Below are 16954 nucleotides of genomic sequence, written 5' to 3'. Positions count from 1 at the left end.
TAATTCGAATGGTTAGATTCGTTTTAGTAATTCATGAGCTTCACGCTGCATTTTGCCGCGCTCAAACAGTAGCTTCCAGCGCGTACCACCGGCTTGATTCCACAGCAGCGCTGCACGAATACCCGCCAGCAATAAGCTACGCATTTTGGCTGCATTCTCGGTATTTTGCAGGTAGTCCTGATTACCGCGAATCATAATGCGTGGGCCAATGGTGCTAATGGTTGTGGCATATAGCTCAGCCAGTCGCGCAATCATATTGGTGTGTGTTGGTGAGAAGAACTCCTGCTGGCGCTGCGCATCAGCAATGCCATCAATCACGCGCTTAAACACGTCGGGATTGTTAGACAGCTTCTTTTCAAGCGCCATCAGGCTGATTGCATATTGAGTCGCATCCAGCTGTCGGCCTTTGCCACCATCAGGGGCATCGCCGCGATTACCCAGTTGATTGATGAGCGCGTTCAGACCAGGTTTCAGTGGTCCGAGGCCGCCGTACAACGCTTCCGCGCTGATGGCATCATCGATCAAAATACTGGTAACGCAAGACTCGAACAAGGCTTCATCACAAACGCCTTTGTTAGCCAGTTGCATGACGCCCTCGACACACTGAAACAGTGCTGCCAGAGCAATGGTGCGATTTCGTGTTGAATGTTCCAATGTCTTTAAATATCTGTCTGTTAGGGATTAATGACTGTCGAGAGTATCTTATTTACAAGTTTTTTGCATGGAATCAATGATGCCACCACCTAGGCACACATCGTCCTGATAAAACACTACGGACTGGCCGGGTGCAATGGCGCGTTGTGGCTCGTCAAAGCACACCGCCCATTGCTCGTTATCCAGCCGTCTGACACGGCAGGCTTGCTCAGCTTGGCGATAGCGAATTTTGGCTTTGGCCGTAAATTCATCCGCTGGTGCTTCACCGGCTACCCAGTCTAATTGTGAGGCTATTAATTGAGAATTCAAGAGGCGCTCATTGTGATGGCCTTGTCCGGCGATCAGTTGATTGCGCTCTAAATCCTTATCTACCACAAACCAGGGGTCAGCACCGCTGTCTTTTAGGCCGCCGATGCCTAAGCCTTGGCGCTGGCCAAGGGTGTAATACATCAGGCCTTGATGACGTCCGATCACTTCGCCTTCAGTATCGACAATGTCACCGGGTTGCGCCGGCAAAAAACGCTGCAAAAAGTCGCGGAATTTACGCTCACCAATAAAACAAATACCGGTGCTGTCTTTTTTCTTAGCCGTCGCCAGATCCGCGTTGATCGCGTATTCGCGGACTTTGCTTTTCTCTAACTCGCCAACCGGGAATAGGGTACGCGCCAGCTGATCCTGACCTAAGGTGTACAGGAAGTAGCTTTGATCTTTATTGTCATCCAGACCTTTTAGTAGCTGCACTTTGCCATCTTCACGGCCCACGCGAGCGTAGTGGCCAGTGGCAATATAGTCAGCGCCTAAGTCCACGGCAAATTCCAGAAACGCTTTGAATTTGATTTCCTTATTGCACATGATGTCTGGGTTTGGCGTGCGGCCAGCCTTGTACTCTGCAAGGAAATACTCGAACACATTGTCCCAGTATTCCGTGGCAAAGTTGACGGTGTGCAGCTTGATACCAATCTTATCGCACACGGCTTGCGCATCGGCCAAATCAACGGTGGCAGAGCAATACTCAGCAGTATCGTCTTCCTCCCAGTTTTTCATAAACAGACCTTCAACCTGATAGCCTTGTTCAAGCAGTAGCAGGGCGGTCACAGACGAGTCAACGCCGCCAGACATGCCTACGATTACGCGGGTGTCAGCGGGGTTTACTGCGGGATTTAAGGGGGCTTCTTGATTCATGCGCGAAGTCTACCGCAACGCATTACAAAATACACGCATCCGGGCATTCCTCTGTTCACTATCATGTATAATGCGATTTTTTTCCTGCACGGTGCAGTGAGCCATGTTGAAAACGCTGACCAGTGACGACTTTGCGCGTCTGTTTGTAAACGATGTCCCGATGATTGATTTGCGTGCACCGGTGGAGTTCGCCCAAGGTAGTTTCCCCAGTGCCAGTAGCTTGCCACTAATGAGTGATGACGAGCGCGCAGCCGTGGGGACTTGCTACAAGCAAGATGGGCAGGAAGCGGCGATTACGCTGGGCCATAAATTGGTCAGTGGTGAGATTAAAGAAGCTCGCCTGCACGCCTGGAATGCCTTTATTGAGCAGCATCCGGAAGGTGTGTTGTATTGCTTCCGTGGTGGCTTGCGCTCGCGCACGACTCAGCAGTGGATTTATGAAAACAGTGCTGTGGATTACCCCCGCGTTGATGGTGGTTATAAGGCGCTGCGCCGGTTTTTATTAGATAGCACGGAACGGCTAGTCGATAAGATGAACTTTGTGGTGTTGAGCGGGCGCAGTGGTACCGGAAAAACGCGCTTGTTAAAGCAAATTCCGCATAGTATTGACCTAGAAGGCTTGGCCAATCACCGTGGCTCGGCGTTTGGCCCGACCACTACGCCACAGCCCTCTCAAATCAATTTTGAAAATGGCGTAGCGATTGCACTGTTAAAAGCGGAAGCAGCCGGTTACACAACGCTGATAGTGGAAGATGAAAGTCGCAATGTGGGCTCCTTGCATGTGCCGGTGGTGTTGAATCTTAAAATGAATCAGTCGCCAATGGTGATGCTGGAAGTGCCGGATGAAGACCGTGTTGGCATTACCGTTCAGGAATATGCAGAAGACATTCATTTGGAATATTGCCGCCAGTTTGGTGAGTATCAAGGCCTGCAGAAACTCGAAAAGCATCTGATTGATAGTTTGACGAAGTTGCACAAACGCTTAGGTGGCGTGCGTTTTTCACGCATGTTGCAAATGATGAAAGGTGCCACAAAGCAGTTAGCCCTGCAGCGTAATTACGATGGCTTTGCACCAGTGTTTGGTGAGTTGCTGCTGGACTATTACGACCCGATGTATGACTACCAAATCTCGGATAAACAAGAGCGGATTTATTTCCGTGGCTCGCGGGATGAAGTGTTAGCGCATTTATTAGAGCCGGCTATTGCTGGTCGTGACTGATCACTAAGCGATTGTGATTGTGCGCTACATAATGCGAATCAATATGCGTTGCCGGGTGCTATCCAGATGATACTGGATTCACCTTTTAGTGCGCCGGTACGACTGGAGATTCCAGTTTCTCGCAGCACCGCTTTATTGATTATCCTCCCTTTGTTATTTATCTCGGTAATGGTGTTTTGGTTTACGCCATGGCCTTGGTATCTGGCGATTTTGCCGGGGCTGTTTTGTGTAGCACTGGCAGGCTATTTTATAAAGCTACACTATTGGCAGCAATTGCCACGCTCGGTACTGGAGATTAACCAGGATGGGCAAGGGCAGTGGGCGATTCGTTGTTATGCGGGAGATTGGCAACTGGCGAAGTTGATGCCGGATAGTTTTGTTAGCACGTTGTTGGTGATTATGAATTTCACCGTTGAAAAGCGCCGTTACACCGTGATTCTCCCCGCAGGCAGCTTAGATAAAGATACCTTTCGCCGCCTACGGGTAAGAATTCGGGTGGGGTTTAGTTAGTCATCTGTTAATTGCTGATCCGTCGCTTTTTCCTGAGCAATGTGACGGGTGAAGTACATCACCACCGCCAAGATCACCAGTAATAACAGCGTGCCAACCAATAACGCGTAATCCTCCAGTTTTAATAGCGAATACAAAATCGTATACAAGCCGCTGAGTAATAAAAATACCAAGAGCGCTCGCGAGGCACTGCGCACTGCCGAGTAGGCGTACAGGCTGATCATCCCGCTAATCAACACCGCCGCCGCAATATAAGCGCGCATAAAGTCGATATGCTCAGCCAGAGACAATAAGCTGAGGTAGAACATGGTCAGCGCTAAACCAATCACCCCATATTGCACCATATGTAAACGTCGCTTAATGCCGAGTTCAAAGATCACAAAAGTGATATAGGTGAGGGCAATAAACAGAATGCCGTATTTAATGGTGCGAGTGATCTGCGAGTATAGCGACACCGGTTCAAACAAATTCACCCCAGCGCTAAACTCATGCAGATCAAATTGCTGCTCTTCAACCACCCAAAGCTGCGGGTAGTTACGGGCTAAGTGGGGAATGGACCAATGTGCACTAAAGCCGCTATCGCTAATTTCTCGCTCGCTGGGCAATACGCTGCCTTGAAAGCTTGGATGTGGCCAGTCGGATTTTAGGTTTACATCTGTAGTTTTGGCAAAGGGCTCAAAGAAAAATCCGCCGCTGCCGTTTAAGTTGAGGGTTAAGTTGTAGTTGTAGAGCTTGGAAGTGTTATCCAACTTAAGCGGTGCATGAAAGCCTTGTTGAATGAGCTTGGTCAGGCGAGTGCCCGGTTCAAAATCTAAAGCATCGTTATTCCAGTTAAGCGCTGAGACTTTGTTAATGGCACGAGTATCTGAAATGCCCAGCATAACCCACGCTTTATCCCAGTGAATAGTGTCGATATTGCTGGAGAGGCTTTCGATATCCGGACGCTTGAATTGACCTTTCAGACTGAGGTCGGCGCTATACACCAGTGATTTATAAATCCCACGGCTGCGCTCATGGCCATTGAGTTGGCTGTCGATGGTAAGGCTTTCAGGTAATACAATTGCGGTGCGCTGTTGGTAGGTGGTTTTATTCACTTTGCGCTGATTGCCATCTTTGTCCGTGAGTACGCTTTCATTGATAAATTTCTCGGTATACGGAATCACTAAAGCTGGGCCGGATAAGCGCTGTTGCTGCCCCCAGGTGCTGGCAATGCTGCTGAGTACTGAGTTGTAGAGCTGGCCGCGTTCATACACCACATTTTCTACCAGGGTTAACGGAATGCTCATCAGTAAACTGAGTACTGCGACCAAGGCAAAGCGAGAGACTAATGACTGGCTGAAGTGTTTAAGTGGAGGCAGTTGGAAGTTTCTGTTGGCGCTGACAGGAGCATCCGGATTATCAGGGTCGACCACCACCGGTTGTGAATTCATCAGTCCCATTTTGCGGGCGAAAAACAGCAATACCATCACGCTCCCTATGCCAAGGGCGGCCAGTACGACCAATGCGAAAATTCCAAATATTATTTCCATAACAGCACTCCAAATTAGTTGATGGAGTTAGTGTACGGAGGACTTGTTGCGTGAGGATGGGGGAGCTTTGCAGATTATGTGCAGATATAAAAAAGCCTCGCACTAGGCGAGGCTCTTTTTAAAACAGATGAAGCGATTAACCTTCAGCAGAATCTGCTGTTGGCAAACCAGCGGCAGTACGGGCTGCTTTGATTGCTGGCAATAAATCACCGCTTTCATACATTTCTAGTGTGATATCACAACCACCGATCAGCTCGCCGCCCACATATACTTGTGGGAATGTAGGCCAATCTGCATAACGTGGCAGGTTTTGGAAAATTTCCATATCCTGAATCACATCAACATAAGCGAACTCTTCGCCACAAGCCATTAGCGCCTGTGCTGTACGGCTTGAAAAACCACACTGTGGCAATTTTGGAGAGCCCTTCATGAAAATGATGACTGGGTTCTCTTCAACTGCACTCTTAATTCTATCCATGACATCCATGGTGTAATCCTCTTATCAATAGCGTAATGGGGCGCATTGTAGCACTACTTAGCGGCCTTTGATGAGAACTTTGAGCCCATATATCATGAACACTGCGAAGACTGCTAAAGTCCACTCCGGAATGCTTAGGCCGAACATGCTCCAGGAGACTGCGGCGCATTCGCCACTGCCTTGAAACACTTTGCTAAATACATCAAAAGCAGGAAGGTTATCAATCCAATAGCTTAAACCCGGGCCACAAGCAGGTACGTGCTCTGGTGGTAGGTGCTGCAGGTAAGAGTGGCGACCGGTAATCGCAATGCCGCCTAGGGCTGCAAGTACTAGCAGCTGACCGTAAACACGGCGGCCGGTAGTGCCTGATGGATTATGTATCGCACCCAACAAAAAGACTGCACCAATAACCATGGTCGCTACGCGGGCAAAGATGCATAAGGGGCAAGGGTCCAGCAACATATAGTACTGAGCAAATAGAGCGACCCCGATCATGCCTGCGCACATCAGAAAGCCAAGTAGAAAGATCGGGCGAATAGAAGGTTGAGAAGTCATAGTGATTGTCGTTGTAATTTATACTATTTGTTGGTTATTCCTGCCTGTATGATGCAGCGGACAGGGGCGGAGAAGTCTTTATTGCAACAAGTTTAAACTATACGCAGTGTCGGGTCAGCCTATGAAATATTTAATAATTTTTAATTGTTTGTTTTTTACATCCCTGTGTTTCGCAGAAAACTACCCCGTATTCGATCAGTTGTGTGATGGCTATCCGCAAGCCCAAGTCGGCACGGCTGAGAACGTTTGTGTGGGTGTGGTGGCGCAGGGGAGCAAACCCTATGGCTGGAAAAAGCCGCGCCGCATTGTGCAAGTCCCCGGCAAACCGAAATTCCTGATTACCGATATGGGTGGTTGGCAGCGTGGCAGAGGTCATGTTTGGCTGCTGGATGCCTCTAAAAAGCCCGCGACGTTAACCTCAATACTGAGCCGCCTTAAGTTGCCGCATGGCTTGGAGATTGGCCCCAAAGGTCAGTTTTATGTGGGTGAATCCAACCGCATTTTCCGCTTTCGTCTTCGTAATGATAGGGCGGTTGGTGTGCAGAGCGTGGTGAGAAACTTGCCCGACTGGAAAGCGCACCGCCATCCACTCACACATTTTATATTTGATAAAGACTCCAATCTTATTGTGAATGTGGGCGCGCCGAGCGATGACTGCAAGGCTGATGCGCGTGCGGTGTTTTGTACCCAAGTTAATGACACGCCCAATACCAATGCAGCCGTTCGCCGTTACGCTTATCAAGCGGCCACTAATAGCTGGTCTCCTACTTTTAAAGTTATCGCCCGTGGCTTGCGCAACTCCATGGCGCTGAGTAGTCACCCCAGTGGTGTGTTATTGCAGGCTGAGAACAGTGTAGATTTACCCGGCGCTGAGCAGCCATTTGAGGAGATTAATGTGCTGGAAGATGGTGGCTTTTATGGCTGGCCGTATTGTTATGACAACGATCAAGTCAGTCACCTCTGGCCAACGCATGGCGGCAAAATTTGTGCAGACCGCCGAGAGCACCGACGCCCTTGGGTATTAATGCCAGCTCATGCCGCGCCATTAGATATGCGTTATTACAATGGTGATATGTTTAAAGAGCTGAAAAATAGCCTGCTAGTTGCATGGCATGGCTACCGCGATACGGGTCATCGCTTGGTCAGTTATGCGGTCGATGGCTTTGGTTTGCCGAAGCGCTCAAAGCAGGCATATTATTTTATTGATGATAATCACCCCGGACGCAATCCACTTTTCACCCGGCGTGCGTATCCCGAATCAGGAAACATTGCACAGGCGCATGAAGTGATCAGCCAAATGGATGCCGTCTCAGGAATTCGACCAATGGGGCGACCCGTTGGGATTACCGTAGCAGATGATGGTGCGATCTGGATGGTGGATGATATTAATCAGGCGGTATTACGAATTGCCAGAGGCGAGGCTTACAATGCTAAGCCAACGAATAAGCCAGGTATTGGTAATGAGGCAACGATTGCAGTGATAGATAAGGCGGCAGCACAGGTGTTTTTAACCCGTTGTCAAAGTTGCCATACCTTGCCTAATACGGTGGAAGCCATGCGTTTACCTAGCCAGTGGCTATTGAAAAACGAAGGTATGCGCTTGATTGAAGAGCGTTTATTTCACGATACTGTGCGTCCAATGCCCCCTGATTCACCGTTATTACTAGAAGAACAGCAAAAAATACAAAATTGGATTACCACTTTGTAAAGTTTTGTAAGCTCAATTGGTCTGATTCTAGGGGTATGAGAAGATAGAGAGGTTGCCATTGGGTGAACAAAGGTTCATATTCGCTGCCTAATCAATAGAGCATGTGAGTAGTTAAGGCCAAAATGTTTAAGCTTAAGATACCACCGCCGGTTTATACTCTGTCAATTGCAGCCCTGATGTGGTTTTTACATCAATGGATGCCAATAGCGCAGTGGCTACATGAACCGTGGAATATGATTGGACTGTTCATTTTGGCAGTTGGGGTTAGTTTTGATTTGTGGGCCATTGCCTTGTTCTTCAAAGCTAAAACAACAATCAACCCAATGAAGCCGGATAATTCGCAGGAACTTGTCGATGGGGGCTTGTATCAATACACCCGTAACCCCATGTATCTGGGCTTGTTGACGAATTTGCTGGGATTTGCACTCTGGTTAGGAAGCGTTACACCATTGCTGGGATTGCCGTTGTTTATCGTGTTACTGACGACACAGCAGATTATTCCGGAAGAAATAATACTTACAAAAAAGTTCGGGCAAAAGTATCTGGACTATAAAAACCGTGTTAGGAGATGGCTATGAAGAAGCGTATCAAGTATGTAGCACTATTAATCGCATTACCGGGCGTGGTATGGGCCGGTAGCGCACACTTTTCAAAGACAAAAATCGTGATTGATGAATCCCCGACCTTACACTGGTCGTTGGGCGCTCACGAGTACAATCCAGTGAATGTTGACCGCAAGGTTAATTACGACTTGGTTTGGAATAAAGATGCAAATACCTTTGATGTGACGCCAGGTTATCGTGGCCGTCCGGTTCCGCTTGAGGATTCTTTCCCACTACAGACTCCAGTCCCAATTTATCACTATAAGTTAAAAGGACTGGAAATCTAAGTTTGCATTCTAGCTAACGCGGTACTTTACTGACGGATCAGGGTTCCAATACCTTGGTCTGTCAGTAGTTCCAATAGTACAGCGTGCTCTACGCGGCCATCGATAATACAGGATGAGCTTGCGCCAGCTGATGCTGCATCGAGTGCACAGCTTACTTTAGGTAACATTCCGCCTTGGATGGTGCCGTCATCAATAAGGTCTTGAATCGCCTTACTATCCAGCCCTGTCAGCAAGTTACCGGATTTATCCAGTACGCCGCGTGTATTGGTCAGCAGTAACAAGCGCTCCGCTTTAAGCTCTGCAGAAATGCGACCTGCGACGATATCAGCATTGATATTGTAGGAGGTGCCATCCATGCCCATACCAATCGGGGCAATGACTGGAATGAAGGACTCATTTTCCAGCACCTTCAGAATAGATGGGTTAATGCTGACAATTTCGCCGACATGCCCCAGATCAATAATTTCTGAAGGTAAATCAACACCGGCTTTGCGCTCCATGTGCATCTTCTTAGCGCGAATCAGGTTGCCATCTTTACCGGTTAAACCAATCGCACGGCCACCGGCTTGGCTGATCATGCCAACGATTTGCTTATTGACCAGACCGCCCAGTACCATCTGAACCACATCCATGGTTTCCGTATCGGTAACGCGCATGCCGTCGATGAAATGGCTTTCTTTGCCAAGTTGCTTGAGCAAGCTGGCAATTTGTGGGCCGCCACCATGTACGATGACTGGATTGATGCCGACTTGCTTCAGTAGTACAACGTCCTTAGCGAAGCTTTTTTCCAGCTCAGGGTCCGTCATCGCATTGCCACCGTATTTGATTACGATGGTTTTGCCAGCATAGCGCTGAATATAGGGAAGGGCTTCGGTTAAAATACTACCGATGTCATCATGCTTAGTGGTTTCTGTCATGGCATCAACTGGGTTAGTAAAAAGCTCATTATGAAACAATCAGAACGGCAAATCAGCTTTTATTCCGACCTCGCGGAGTAAATCCCGAAATGGTACTTTAATCGCCTCTAATCGTTGCTCAGTCGCCGCTTCAAAGCGGAAGGTGAGGTCCGGACTGGTATTAGACGCGCGCATTAGGCCCCAGCCATCATTGTAGTCAACCCGCATGCCATCAATCATGCAGGGCGTGGCATCATTAAAGTGTGCACTACTAATCAGCGTGGCAATCATGGCGTGCGCCGCTGTGGCATTGCCTAGATCAAGCCGGTACTCTGGTGTGCTGTAGTTATCGGGTAGCTCAGCAAACTGTTGCTCGCAAGTGAGTTCGGAGTTGGCTAGAAGCTCTATTAAGCGGGCTGCTGCATATAAACCATCATCGTAGTTGGACCAGCGATCGCGCAGAATAATATGGCCGCTAAACTCACCACCCAAAATGGCATCGTGTTTCAGTGTTTGGCGCTTTAGGTGCGAGTGTCCGGTTGGGCATAAGGAAATCTCACCGCCAGCTTCTTGCACCGCATTATTCAGTAGGTAGCTGCACTTCACATCGCAAACCACCGTCGCACCGGGATTCTCTTTAAGCATGGCTTTGGCCAGCAGGATCATAATGCGATCTGGCCAAAGGATTTTGCCTTGATTATCGACCGCAATCACGCGATCGCCATCACCATCAAAGGCAATACCGATATCCAGCTTGTTCTTAACTACCAGCTCTTGCAGCGCACGAAGATTCGCAGGCTCAGTGGGATCTGGCGAATGATTCGGAAAGTTACCATCTAACTCGCAAAACAAGGGGGTGACTTCGCAGCCAATGCCTTTAAATAGCGCTTCTGCATGTAATGACGTCACGCCATTTCCGCAGTCGACCGCGATTTTTAAGGACTTACTCATCTTAATGTCAGCAATCACTGCACGGTTGTAGTCGTCCAAAATCGTGTCATAGTGATGATGCTGACCGACGACTTCAGATGCCGAGAATTGCTTTTCAAAAATCGAATCATAAATCTGGCGAATGGCTTCCTTAGACAGCGGGGCGCTATCCATAACCATTTTGATGCCGTTGTAATGACCGGGGTTGTGACTGGCCGTGACAACGACAGCATCCGGAATCTCCAGATGTGCCAATGCAAAATAGGCGACCGGAGTAGGGGTTAAGCCCAGGTCGACTACATCGCAGCCAGAATCAAGCAAGCCACTCAGCAAGCTCTGTTTAATGATGGGGCTACTTAAGCGGCCATCACGGCCGAGCAAGATTTTGCATCGGCCTTGTTTTAGTAAGTTATGACCAATCACCAAGCCGATTGCATAAGCATCCGGCGGGAAAAACTCTTCGTTTACTTTGCCACGAATATCATAGGCACGAAAAATCTCGGGTTGAATAGGTTGCATAAGACTGCTCCACTCGGGGGTATATAGGTATTATTTTAATCATTATTGTTTTCCTGAGTGTCCGAAACCACCTGCACCACGCTCACTGCTATCAAAGCTATCGACGGGTTTTAGGCTGACTTGTAACACAGGCACAAAGACTAGTTGCGCTATGCGGTCGCCAGGTTCAATCGTGTAAGCCGTTTGGCTTCGGTTCCAGCAGGAAATAAATAGCTGACCCTGATAATCAGAATCAATTAATCCCACCAAATTGCCCAATACTAAGCCATGTTTATGGCCCAATCCTGAGCGTGGCAGGATGGTTGCTGCAATGCCGGGGTCTGCAATGTGAATTGCGATCCCCGTGGGTATTAACTCCGTTTGGCCAGCTTCAAGCACTAGCGCATCATCGAGGCAGGCTCGTAAATCCATACCCGCTGAGCCATCAGTGGCGTAGCTTGGTAATGGAATTGTGTCGCCCACTCTGGGGTCTAATATTTTGTACTCGATGCTTGGAATCATGTGAGTCGTACTTGTCCTTGTTGGTAAACGGTATTGATAATGTCAAGAATCTCAAAGGCCAGCTGAGTTTTACTGGCTTCTGGTAACGTAAAGTGGCCACCGGCAGCGGTGAGGATATCGACCTGATTGCTGTCTTTATCGAAGCCTTTACCGTTGCCGACTTGATTGGCAACGATCATATCCAGCTGCTTACGTTTGAGCTTGCCGGAAGCGTAATGAATCACGTCATCCGTTTCGGCAGCAAAACCGACCGTAAATAAATCGGGGTTACCCAAGCTGGTTTTGGCCAGAATGTCAGGGTTTTGTTCTAACTCTAAGTGTAGCGCAGATCCTTGTTTTTTCATTTTTTTAGTCGCGACTTCTTTCAAGCGATAATCTGCAACGGCGGCGGCGGCGATAAAAATCGAGGTACCCGGCACTTCACTAGTCACTGCCTCAAGCATTTCGGCGGCAGTTTCTATATTAATTCGGCGAACACCTTCAGGCGTATCGAGTTGAGTCGGTCCTGAAACCAATACCACTTCAGCACCCATTGAGGCGGCTGCTTCAGCAATTGCATAGCCCATTTTACCTGAGCTGCGATTGGTAAGGTAGCGTACAGGGTCGAGCGGCTCGCGTGTCGGACCGGCTGTGATTAATAGTCGATGACCGGCCAACGTCTTGGGTCTTGGAGTGTGGGTTAGCTCCAGTGTGGCACTTACGGCATCAACAATTTGCTGTGGCTCCAGCATGCGGCCATAGCCCACATCGCCACAGGCTTGCTCGCCGGCGGCTGGCCCATGAATATGATGGCGCTGCTTGAGAATATTCACATTCTCCTGTGTTGCAGGATGCGCCCACATTTGCTGATTCATGGCAGGTGCAATATGCACCGGTGCTGCGGTGGCAAGCACCAGTGTGCTTAATAGGTCATCCGCCATGCCGATGCGTAAGCGTGCCATCAAATCCGCGGTCGCAGGGGCTATGACTATCAAGTCAGCCCAGCGAGCCAGCTCAATATGCCCCATGCCTGCTTCGGCTTCAGGGTCGAGCAGCGCCGTGTGAACCGGATTGCCAGAGAGCGCCTGCAATGTGAGTGGCGTAATGAATTCACGCGCACCCGGCGTCATACAGACGCGCACATTGGCTCCGGACTTAATGAATAAACGGACAAGCTCGGCAGATTTATAGGCTGCAATGCCGCCACTTATCCCTATAAGGATGTTCTTAGCAGATAATTTGGTCATACTTTAATTCTACCAAAATTAAGAAAAATAAACTCTATGGCAATTACAGATTGGGCAATTGAAGATCGGCCACGCGAAAAATTACTGCAACGTGGTCCTGAGGCACTTTCAGATGCCGAGTTGTTGGCGATTTTCCTTAGAACCGGGATTAAAGGCAAGACTGCTGTTGATCTCGCGAGAGACATTTTGAGCGATGCTGGCGGTTTGCGTGAGCTATTGGGCGCGAATGAGGCTCGCTTTTGTCAAAGCAAAGGTTTGGGTCAGGCTAAGTTTGTGCAGTTGCAGGCGGTGGTGGAAATGAGTCGTCGCTATCTGGAGGAGAAGCTCAGGCATGGCGAGGCGTTGACAGATGTGAATGCGGTTCGTAATTATCTGACGCATCGTTTACGCGGCTATCCTTATGAGGTTTTTGCTTGTTTATTTCTGGATAATAAGCATCGTGTGATTGAGTATGAAGAGCTGTTTCGAGGAACGATTGATAGTGCCAGTGTGCATCCGCGTGAAGTGGTTAGACATGCGATTCATCATAATGCGGCGGCAATAATCTTTGCTCATAATCATCCTTCGGGCGTTGCTGAACCTAGTCAGGCAGATCATCGGATTACTGATCGCTTGAAAGAAGCGTTGAATTTGGTGGATGTGCGCGTGTTAGATCATTTTGTGATTGGGGATGAAGTAGTTTCATTTGCTGAGCGTGGCTATCTATAACAAAGCAGTGGAAAATCATGCGTTAGCCAGTTAGCCAGTTAGCCAGTTAGCCAGTTAGCCAGTTAGCCAGTTAGCCAGTTAGCCAGTTAGCCAGTTAGCCAGTTAGCCAGTTAGCGAAAGCAGAAAGGCATCCATAAAAAAAGGCAGCGATTAATTCGCTGCCTTTTTAGTTCTTACTGTGTAATCAGCTGATTAATTAAAGTTACAGCTGAATTCCGTCTTGTTAGGGAAGTTAAGCTGCAATACACGCATCGCATCACTAGCAATTTTTTCCCGTTTCAGCGCACGTGCTGCACAGACTTTAATCTGCAAGGCATCAATCACTGCAGGTGTTCCCTGATGGTGCTTAATCGTGTATTCCGCACGGTTGAAAGCAGCCAGATACGCGCCACGTTTCATGTAGTATTTACCGATATTCGCTTCAGTACCGCCCAATGTATTTCTTAAGTAGCCCAGTCGCTTCGCAGCATCCGGTGCATATTTGCTGTCAGGGTGACGAGTCAGCAGGCGTTGGAAGTCATGGAAGGCCTCCTTTTTACGGACTGAGTCCAGATCCGAGAAGCTTCTTGGGAAAATACGGTCAACAATACTGCCGCCACGGTTAAAGTTAACCAAGCCGCGTAAGTACAGCGCATAATCAATTCGTGCGCTACGAGGATACATGCGCATAAAGCGGTCGATGGTATCCAGAGCGGTATCCGCCTCATCATACTTGTAATAGGCATAAGCCGACTCAAGCATCGCTTGCTCTGCAAATTTACCTAAAGGGTAGCGTGCTTCCAATGATTCAAAGCTTTTGATCGCTGCCTCGTAATCTCTGGCTTTAGTGGCGTCGCGTCCTTGCTTTAGCAGTTGCTCTGCACTCACTGTGCTGTCAACTTTTGTCTCTTTATCTTTATTTTGGCTCAGCATTGAACATGCCGAAAGGCTTATTGCCAGTGAAGCGATTGCCAGAAGTTTCCATCGGTTCATAGTCTGTGACTCTTAATTATGATTATTGGTGGGAACGTACTCGCAGATCCATTCTGTTAGCTCCCCGTCAACCTTTAAACAAGAATTATACACTGCATCGCAAGCGAATTACGACATGCGCACGATGATATGCCGTATAATCCCCACATTATTTAGCAATGTGATTATAGACCATCAATGTCAGACGTGGAAATTATTGAACTTATCGTTCCGGAATCCGGTTTCAATCAGCGAGTTGATCGGGTAATTGCCGATCTATGCCCCGAATACTCTCGCAGCCAACTTCAAAAGTGGCTAAAAGCAGGGGATATCCTGATTGATGACCGTGTGCTATCCGCCAAAGAAAAAGTAATTGGTGGCGAGCGTATCCAAATTAAAGTAACCCCAATCCAGCGTTCTGACTTCGAGCCTGAGAATATACCATTAGATATCCGTTACGAAGATGAACATCTGTTGATATTAAACAAACCAGCCGGTTTAGTGGTTCATCCCGCCGCAGGAAACTGGAGCGGCACGTTAATGAACGCCTTGCTAGCGCACAACGATACGCAAAATGACCTGCCACGTGCTGGTATTGTGCATCGCTTGGATAAAGACACGACCGGTTTGATGATGGTTGCTAAGGATTTGAAATCGCACTATGCGCTGATCGAAGCCTTGCAAGAACGCAATATTAGCCGCGAATACCAAGCGTTAGTTTATGGTGAGCTGATCTCTGGTGGTACGATTGAATCCAATATTGGCCGTCATCATACTGATCGCAAGCGCATGGCGGTTGTTGAGACAGGTGGTAAACATGCCATTACGCATTTTCGCATTGAGCAGCGCCTGAAATACCACACATTATTACGGGTACACCTGGAAACAGGCCGTACACACCAAATTCGTGTTCACTTAAGCCACCGTCATAATCCGATTGTGGGTGACCGTACTTATGGTGGTCGCTTGCGGATACCGTCTGGTTTAGATGCTGAGCAAGCTGAAGCCGTGCGTCATTTCCCAAGACAAGCGCTGCATGCCAGACGCTTGAGCTTGGAGCATCCGATTACGGGTGAGCCACTGTCGATCGAAGCGGAAATGCCAGAGGATATGCACAAACTAATTAGTATCCTGGAGGCGGCACCGAGTGAGCCAATCTAGCGTCAAAGACTGGATTTACCCTGACTGGCCTGCGCCCAAAGCGGTGCGGGCGGTGATGACTACCCGTAGCGGTGGGATTAGCCAAGCCCCATTTGATGCGTTAAATCTGGGTGATCATGTCGATGATGACCCGCGGGCTGTATTAAGTAACCGAGAGACTGTGCGCCGTGAACTGCAATTGCCCGATGAGCCGTTATGGTTAACTCAGGTACATGGCACGACGGTAGCTAGCGTGGGCGAAGCAGAGCAGGCCACACAGGCCGACGCTTCGGTAGCCAAAGGCGTTGCAAAGGTTTGCGCGATTATGACTGCAGACTGTTTACCTGTACTCTTTTGCAATACGCAAGGCACAGTAGTTGCTGGTGCGCATGCGGGCTGGCGTGGTTTGGAAGCGGGTGTATTGGAGTCCACGATTCAAGCCATGGATTGCAAGGTAGAAGATATTTTAGTGTGGATGGGCGCAGCCATTGGGCCGCAGCACTTTGAAGTCGGTGATGAAGTGCGCGAAGCTTTTGTACAGTCTCAACCATCCTCTGAACAGGCGTTTAAAGTGCATGGAGCAGGGAAGTGGTTAGCTGATCTGTATGCGTTGGCACGCCTGAGGCTAGAGCGATTTGGCATCGCCAGTGATAATATCTATGGTGGAACGCATTGTACCTATGCGCAAGCCGACCAATTTTACTCCTACCGGCGCGAATCACGCACCGGCAGAATGGCCGCTCTTATCTGGCTGGAGTCATAATCCTCTCGGATTAGGCTCCAATTAGTTAGCCAGTTGTTTCTCTTTGATTTCCTGAGTCGCTTTGCAGTCGATGCAGAGCTCAGCAGTTGGTCTGACTTCCAGACGCTGCAACCCAATCTCGATACCACAGGCATCACAGAAGCCGTAGTCGTCATCATCCAGACGCTTGATGGTCTTCTCTATCTTACGGATTAGTTTGCGTTCACGGTCACGTGCGCGCAGTTCTAATGTGAATTCTTCTTCTTGAGTCGCACGGTCAGCTGGATCAGAGAAGTTGCTAGCATCTTCCTGCATGTGATCTACGGTGCGGTTAACTTCATCAACCAAAGACTGTTGCCACTTAACCAAAATCTCACGGAAGTGAGCCATTTGGTTTTCATTCATGTATTCCTCATCTGCAGCAGGAACATATGGCTCAACACCATCAACAGGAAGGGCAGATTTGCGTGTAATTTGTGCTGTCATTGCTAAATCCATCTAGGTATTTGGGAGGGTTATTTGTAGAACGTTATTTTCCCCTAAATCGTTTCTAGCACATAAGGTGCCAAAAGCGCGGGGATTATAGCTTATTTTTGATCAAGGTAAAGCTAAGTTTC

At 48.6% G+C, this 16954-nt stretch carries 19 protein-coding genes; 8 read left to right on the top strand and 11 right to left on the bottom strand.

What is annotated here, in order from left to right; all coding sequences use genetic code 11:
* Nucleotides 1-12: 12 nt before the first annotated feature.
* Nucleotides 13-654: a high frequency lysogenization protein HflD gene (gene hflD / locus LEUMU_RS0109125; protein WP_022951983.1), complete on the bottom strand. Its 642-nt coding sequence runs from the start codon at nucleotides 652-654 to the stop codon at nucleotides 13-15.
* Between the two features lie 48 nt (nucleotides 655-702).
* Nucleotides 703-1836 carry a tRNA 2-thiouridine(34) synthase MnmA gene (gene mnmA, locus LEUMU_RS0109120; protein WP_022951982.1) on the bottom strand — a complete coding sequence of 378 codons (1134 nt, stop codon included), beginning with the start codon at nucleotides 1834-1836 and terminating at the stop codon, nucleotides 703-705.
* Between the two features lie 103 nt (nucleotides 1837-1939).
* On the opposite strand from mnmA, the gene mnmH reads away from it, so the two are divergent.
* Nucleotides 1940-3055, top strand: coding sequence for a tRNA 2-selenouridine(34) synthase MnmH (gene mnmH / locus LEUMU_RS0109115; protein WP_022951981.1), 1116 nt, complete (start codon nucleotides 1940-1942; stop codon nucleotides 3053-3055).
* Between the two features lie 66 nt (nucleotides 3056-3121).
* Complete coding sequence (locus tag LEUMU_RS0109110; RefSeq protein WP_022951980.1) at nucleotides 3122-3565, top strand: protein YgfX; 444 nt, start codon at nucleotides 3122-3124, stop codon at nucleotides 3563-3565.
* Here the strand turns inward: LEUMU_RS0109110 and creD are convergent.
* From creD to LEUMU_RS0109095, 3 genes are all read right to left on the bottom strand, one after another.
* Complete coding sequence (gene creD / locus LEUMU_RS25325; RefSeq protein WP_022951979.1) at nucleotides 3562-5094, bottom strand: cell envelope integrity protein CreD; 1533 nt, start codon at nucleotides 5092-5094, stop codon at nucleotides 3562-3564. The genes LEUMU_RS0109110 and creD overlap by 4 nt on opposite strands.
* A gap of 136 nt (nucleotides 5095-5230) precedes the next feature.
* The gene (grxD, locus tag LEUMU_RS0109100) at nucleotides 5231-5581 is read right to left on the bottom strand and encodes a Grx4 family monothiol glutaredoxin (RefSeq protein ID WP_022951978.1); all 351 of its coding nucleotides are present in this window, start codon (nucleotides 5579-5581) and stop codon (nucleotides 5231-5233) included.
* A 48-nt stretch (nucleotides 5582-5629) separates the two neighbouring features.
* A complete protein-coding gene (locus tag LEUMU_RS0109095) occupies nucleotides 5630-6127 on the bottom strand; it encodes a disulfide bond formation protein B (protein WP_022951977.1) in 498 nt (165 codons plus the stop codon).
* Between the two features lie 121 nt (nucleotides 6128-6248).
* On the opposite strand from LEUMU_RS0109095, the gene LEUMU_RS25320 reads away from it, so the two are divergent.
* The 3 genes from LEUMU_RS25320 to LEUMU_RS0109080 all read left to right on the top strand — a co-directional run bounded on the left by LEUMU_RS25320 (nucleotide 6249) and on the right by LEUMU_RS0109080 (nucleotide 8724).
* Entirely contained in the window at nucleotides 6249-7835 is a 1587-nt protein-coding gene (locus LEUMU_RS25320; protein ID WP_022951976.1) for a PQQ-dependent sugar dehydrogenase, read from the top strand.
* Nucleotides 7836-8068: 233 nt separating this feature from the next.
* Entirely contained in the window at nucleotides 8069-8413 is a 345-nt protein-coding gene (locus tag LEUMU_RS0109085; RefSeq protein ID WP_245570693.1) for a methyltransferase family protein, read from the top strand.
* The gene (locus tag LEUMU_RS0109080) at nucleotides 8410-8724 is read left to right on the top strand and encodes a hypothetical protein (protein ID WP_022951974.1); all 315 of its coding nucleotides are present in this window, start codon (nucleotides 8410-8412) and stop codon (nucleotides 8722-8724) included. Before LEUMU_RS0109085 ends, LEUMU_RS0109080 begins: the two co-directional genes overlap by 4 nt.
* Nucleotides 8725-8750: 26 nt before the next feature.
* On the opposite strand, the gene argB is transcribed toward LEUMU_RS0109080, so the two are convergent.
* Genes argB through coaBC form a run of 4 tightly spaced genes read right to left on the bottom strand, consistent with a single transcriptional unit; the run spans nucleotide 8751 to nucleotide 12796 of the window.
* The gene (gene argB, locus LEUMU_RS0109075) at nucleotides 8751-9641 is read right to left on the bottom strand and encodes an acetylglutamate kinase (RefSeq protein ID WP_040504274.1); all 891 of its coding nucleotides are present in this window, start codon (nucleotides 9639-9641) and stop codon (nucleotides 8751-8753) included.
* Nucleotides 9642-9680: 39 nt separating this feature from the next.
* The gene (locus tag LEUMU_RS0109070; RefSeq protein ID WP_022951972.1) at nucleotides 9681-11069 is read right to left on the bottom strand and encodes a phosphomannomutase/phosphoglucomutase; all 1389 of its coding nucleotides are present in this window, start codon (nucleotides 11067-11069) and stop codon (nucleotides 9681-9683) included.
* 42 nt (nucleotides 11070-11111) lie between these two features.
* Nucleotides 11112-11570 (bottom strand): dUTP diphosphatase, encoded by a 459-nt coding sequence (gene dut / locus LEUMU_RS0109065; RefSeq protein WP_022951971.1) that lies wholly within the window; start codon nucleotides 11568-11570, stop codon nucleotides 11112-11114.
* Nucleotides 11567-12796, bottom strand: a complete 1230-nt coding sequence (gene coaBC / locus LEUMU_RS0109060; protein ID WP_022951970.1) for a bifunctional phosphopantothenoylcysteine decarboxylase/phosphopantothenate--cysteine ligase CoaBC — start codon at nucleotides 12794-12796, stop codon at nucleotides 11567-11569. Before coaBC ends, dut begins: the two co-directional genes overlap by 4 nt.
* 36 nt (nucleotides 12797-12832) lie before the next feature.
* Here coaBC and radC point away from each other — a divergent pair, with 36 nt between their 5' ends.
* A complete protein-coding gene (radC, locus tag LEUMU_RS0109055) occupies nucleotides 12833-13504 on the top strand; it encodes a RadC family protein (RefSeq protein WP_022951969.1) in 672 nt (223 codons plus the stop codon).
* 192 nt (nucleotides 13505-13696) lie between these two features.
* Here radC and LEUMU_RS0109050 read toward each other — a convergent pair whose 3' ends face one another.
* Nucleotides 13697-14476: an outer membrane protein assembly factor BamD gene (locus LEUMU_RS0109050; protein WP_022951968.1), complete on the bottom strand. Its 780-nt coding sequence runs from the start codon at nucleotides 14474-14476 to the stop codon at nucleotides 13697-13699.
* A 177-nt stretch (nucleotides 14477-14653) separates the two neighbouring features.
* Here LEUMU_RS0109050 and rluD point away from each other — a divergent pair, with 177 nt between their 5' ends.
* Nucleotides 14654-15616, top strand: a complete 963-nt coding sequence (gene rluD, locus LEUMU_RS25315; protein WP_022951967.1) for a 23S rRNA pseudouridine(1911/1915/1917) synthase RluD — start codon at nucleotides 14654-14656, stop codon at nucleotides 15614-15616.
* A complete protein-coding gene (gene pgeF, locus LEUMU_RS0109040; RefSeq protein ID WP_022951966.1) occupies nucleotides 15603-16358 on the top strand; it encodes a peptidoglycan editing factor PgeF in 756 nt (251 codons plus the stop codon). Before rluD ends, pgeF begins: the two co-directional genes overlap by 14 nt.
* 21 nt (nucleotides 16359-16379) lie before the next feature.
* Here pgeF and dksA read toward each other — a convergent pair whose 3' ends face one another.
* On the bottom strand, nucleotides 16380-16823 hold the full coding sequence (gene dksA, locus LEUMU_RS0109035; RefSeq protein ID WP_022951965.1) for an RNA polymerase-binding protein DksA: 444 nt from the start codon (nucleotides 16821-16823) through the stop codon (nucleotides 16380-16382).
* Between the last annotated feature and the right edge of the window lie 131 nt (nucleotides 16824-16954).

This window comes from Leucothrix mucor DSM 2157 (assembly GCF_000419525.1).
Lineage (GTDB): Bacteria > Pseudomonadota > Gammaproteobacteria > Thiotrichales > Thiotrichaceae > Leucothrix > Leucothrix mucor.
Note: the sequence above shows the minus strand (reverse complement) of the source record. Positions and strands in the feature narration are given on the sequence as shown.

Coding starts and splice junctions, on each gene's coding strand:
- mnmA (WP_022951982.1), bottom strand. CDS start 1,836: ATGAATCAAGAAGCCCCCTTAAATCCCGCAGTAAACCCCGCTGACACC.
- mnmH (WP_022951981.1), top strand. CDS start 1,940: ATGTTGAAAACGCTGACCAGTGACGACTTTGCGCGTCTGTTTGTAAAC.
- LEUMU_RS0109110 (WP_022951980.1), top strand. CDS start 3,122: ATGATACTGGATTCACCTTTTAGTGCGCCGGTACGACTGGAGATTCCA.
- creD (WP_022951979.1), bottom strand. CDS start 5,094: ATGGAAATAATATTTGGAATTTTCGCATTGGTCGTACTGGCCGCCCTT.
- grxD (WP_022951978.1), bottom strand. CDS start 5,581: ATGGATGTCATGGATAGAATTAAGAGTGCAGTTGAAGAGAACCCAGTC.
- LEUMU_RS0109095 (WP_022951977.1), bottom strand. CDS start 6,127: ATGACTTCTCAACCTTCTATTCGCCCGATCTTTCTACTTGGCTTTCTG.
- LEUMU_RS25320 (WP_022951976.1), top strand. CDS start 6,249: ATGAAATATTTAATAATTTTTAATTGTTTGTTTTTTACATCCCTGTGT.
- LEUMU_RS0109085 (WP_245570693.1), top strand. CDS start 8,069: ATGATTGGACTGTTCATTTTGGCAGTTGGGGTTAGTTTTGATTTGTGG.
- LEUMU_RS0109080 (WP_022951974.1), top strand. CDS start 8,410: ATGAAGAAGCGTATCAAGTATGTAGCACTATTAATCGCATTACCGGGC.
- argB (WP_040504274.1), bottom strand. CDS start 9,641: ATGACAGAAACCACTAAGCATGATGACATCGGTAGTATTTTAACCGAA.
- LEUMU_RS0109070 (WP_022951972.1), bottom strand. CDS start 11,069: ATGCAACCTATTCAACCCGAGATTTTTCGTGCCTATGATATTCGTGGC.
- dut (WP_022951971.1), bottom strand. CDS start 11,570: ATGATTCCAAGCATCGAGTACAAAATATTAGACCCCAGAGTGGGCGAC.
- coaBC (WP_022951970.1), bottom strand. CDS start 12,796: ATGACCAAATTATCTGCTAAGAACATCCTTATAGGGATAAGTGGCGGC.
- radC (WP_022951969.1), top strand. CDS start 12,833: ATGGCAATTACAGATTGGGCAATTGAAGATCGGCCACGCGAAAAATTA.
- LEUMU_RS0109050 (WP_022951968.1), bottom strand. CDS start 14,476: ATGAACCGATGGAAACTTCTGGCAATCGCTTCACTGGCAATAAGCCTT.
- rluD (WP_022951967.1), top strand. CDS start 14,654: ATGTCAGACGTGGAAATTATTGAACTTATCGTTCCGGAATCCGGTTTC.
- dksA (WP_022951965.1), bottom strand. CDS start 16,823: ATGACAGCACAAATTACACGCAAATCTGCCCTTCCTGTTGATGGTGTT.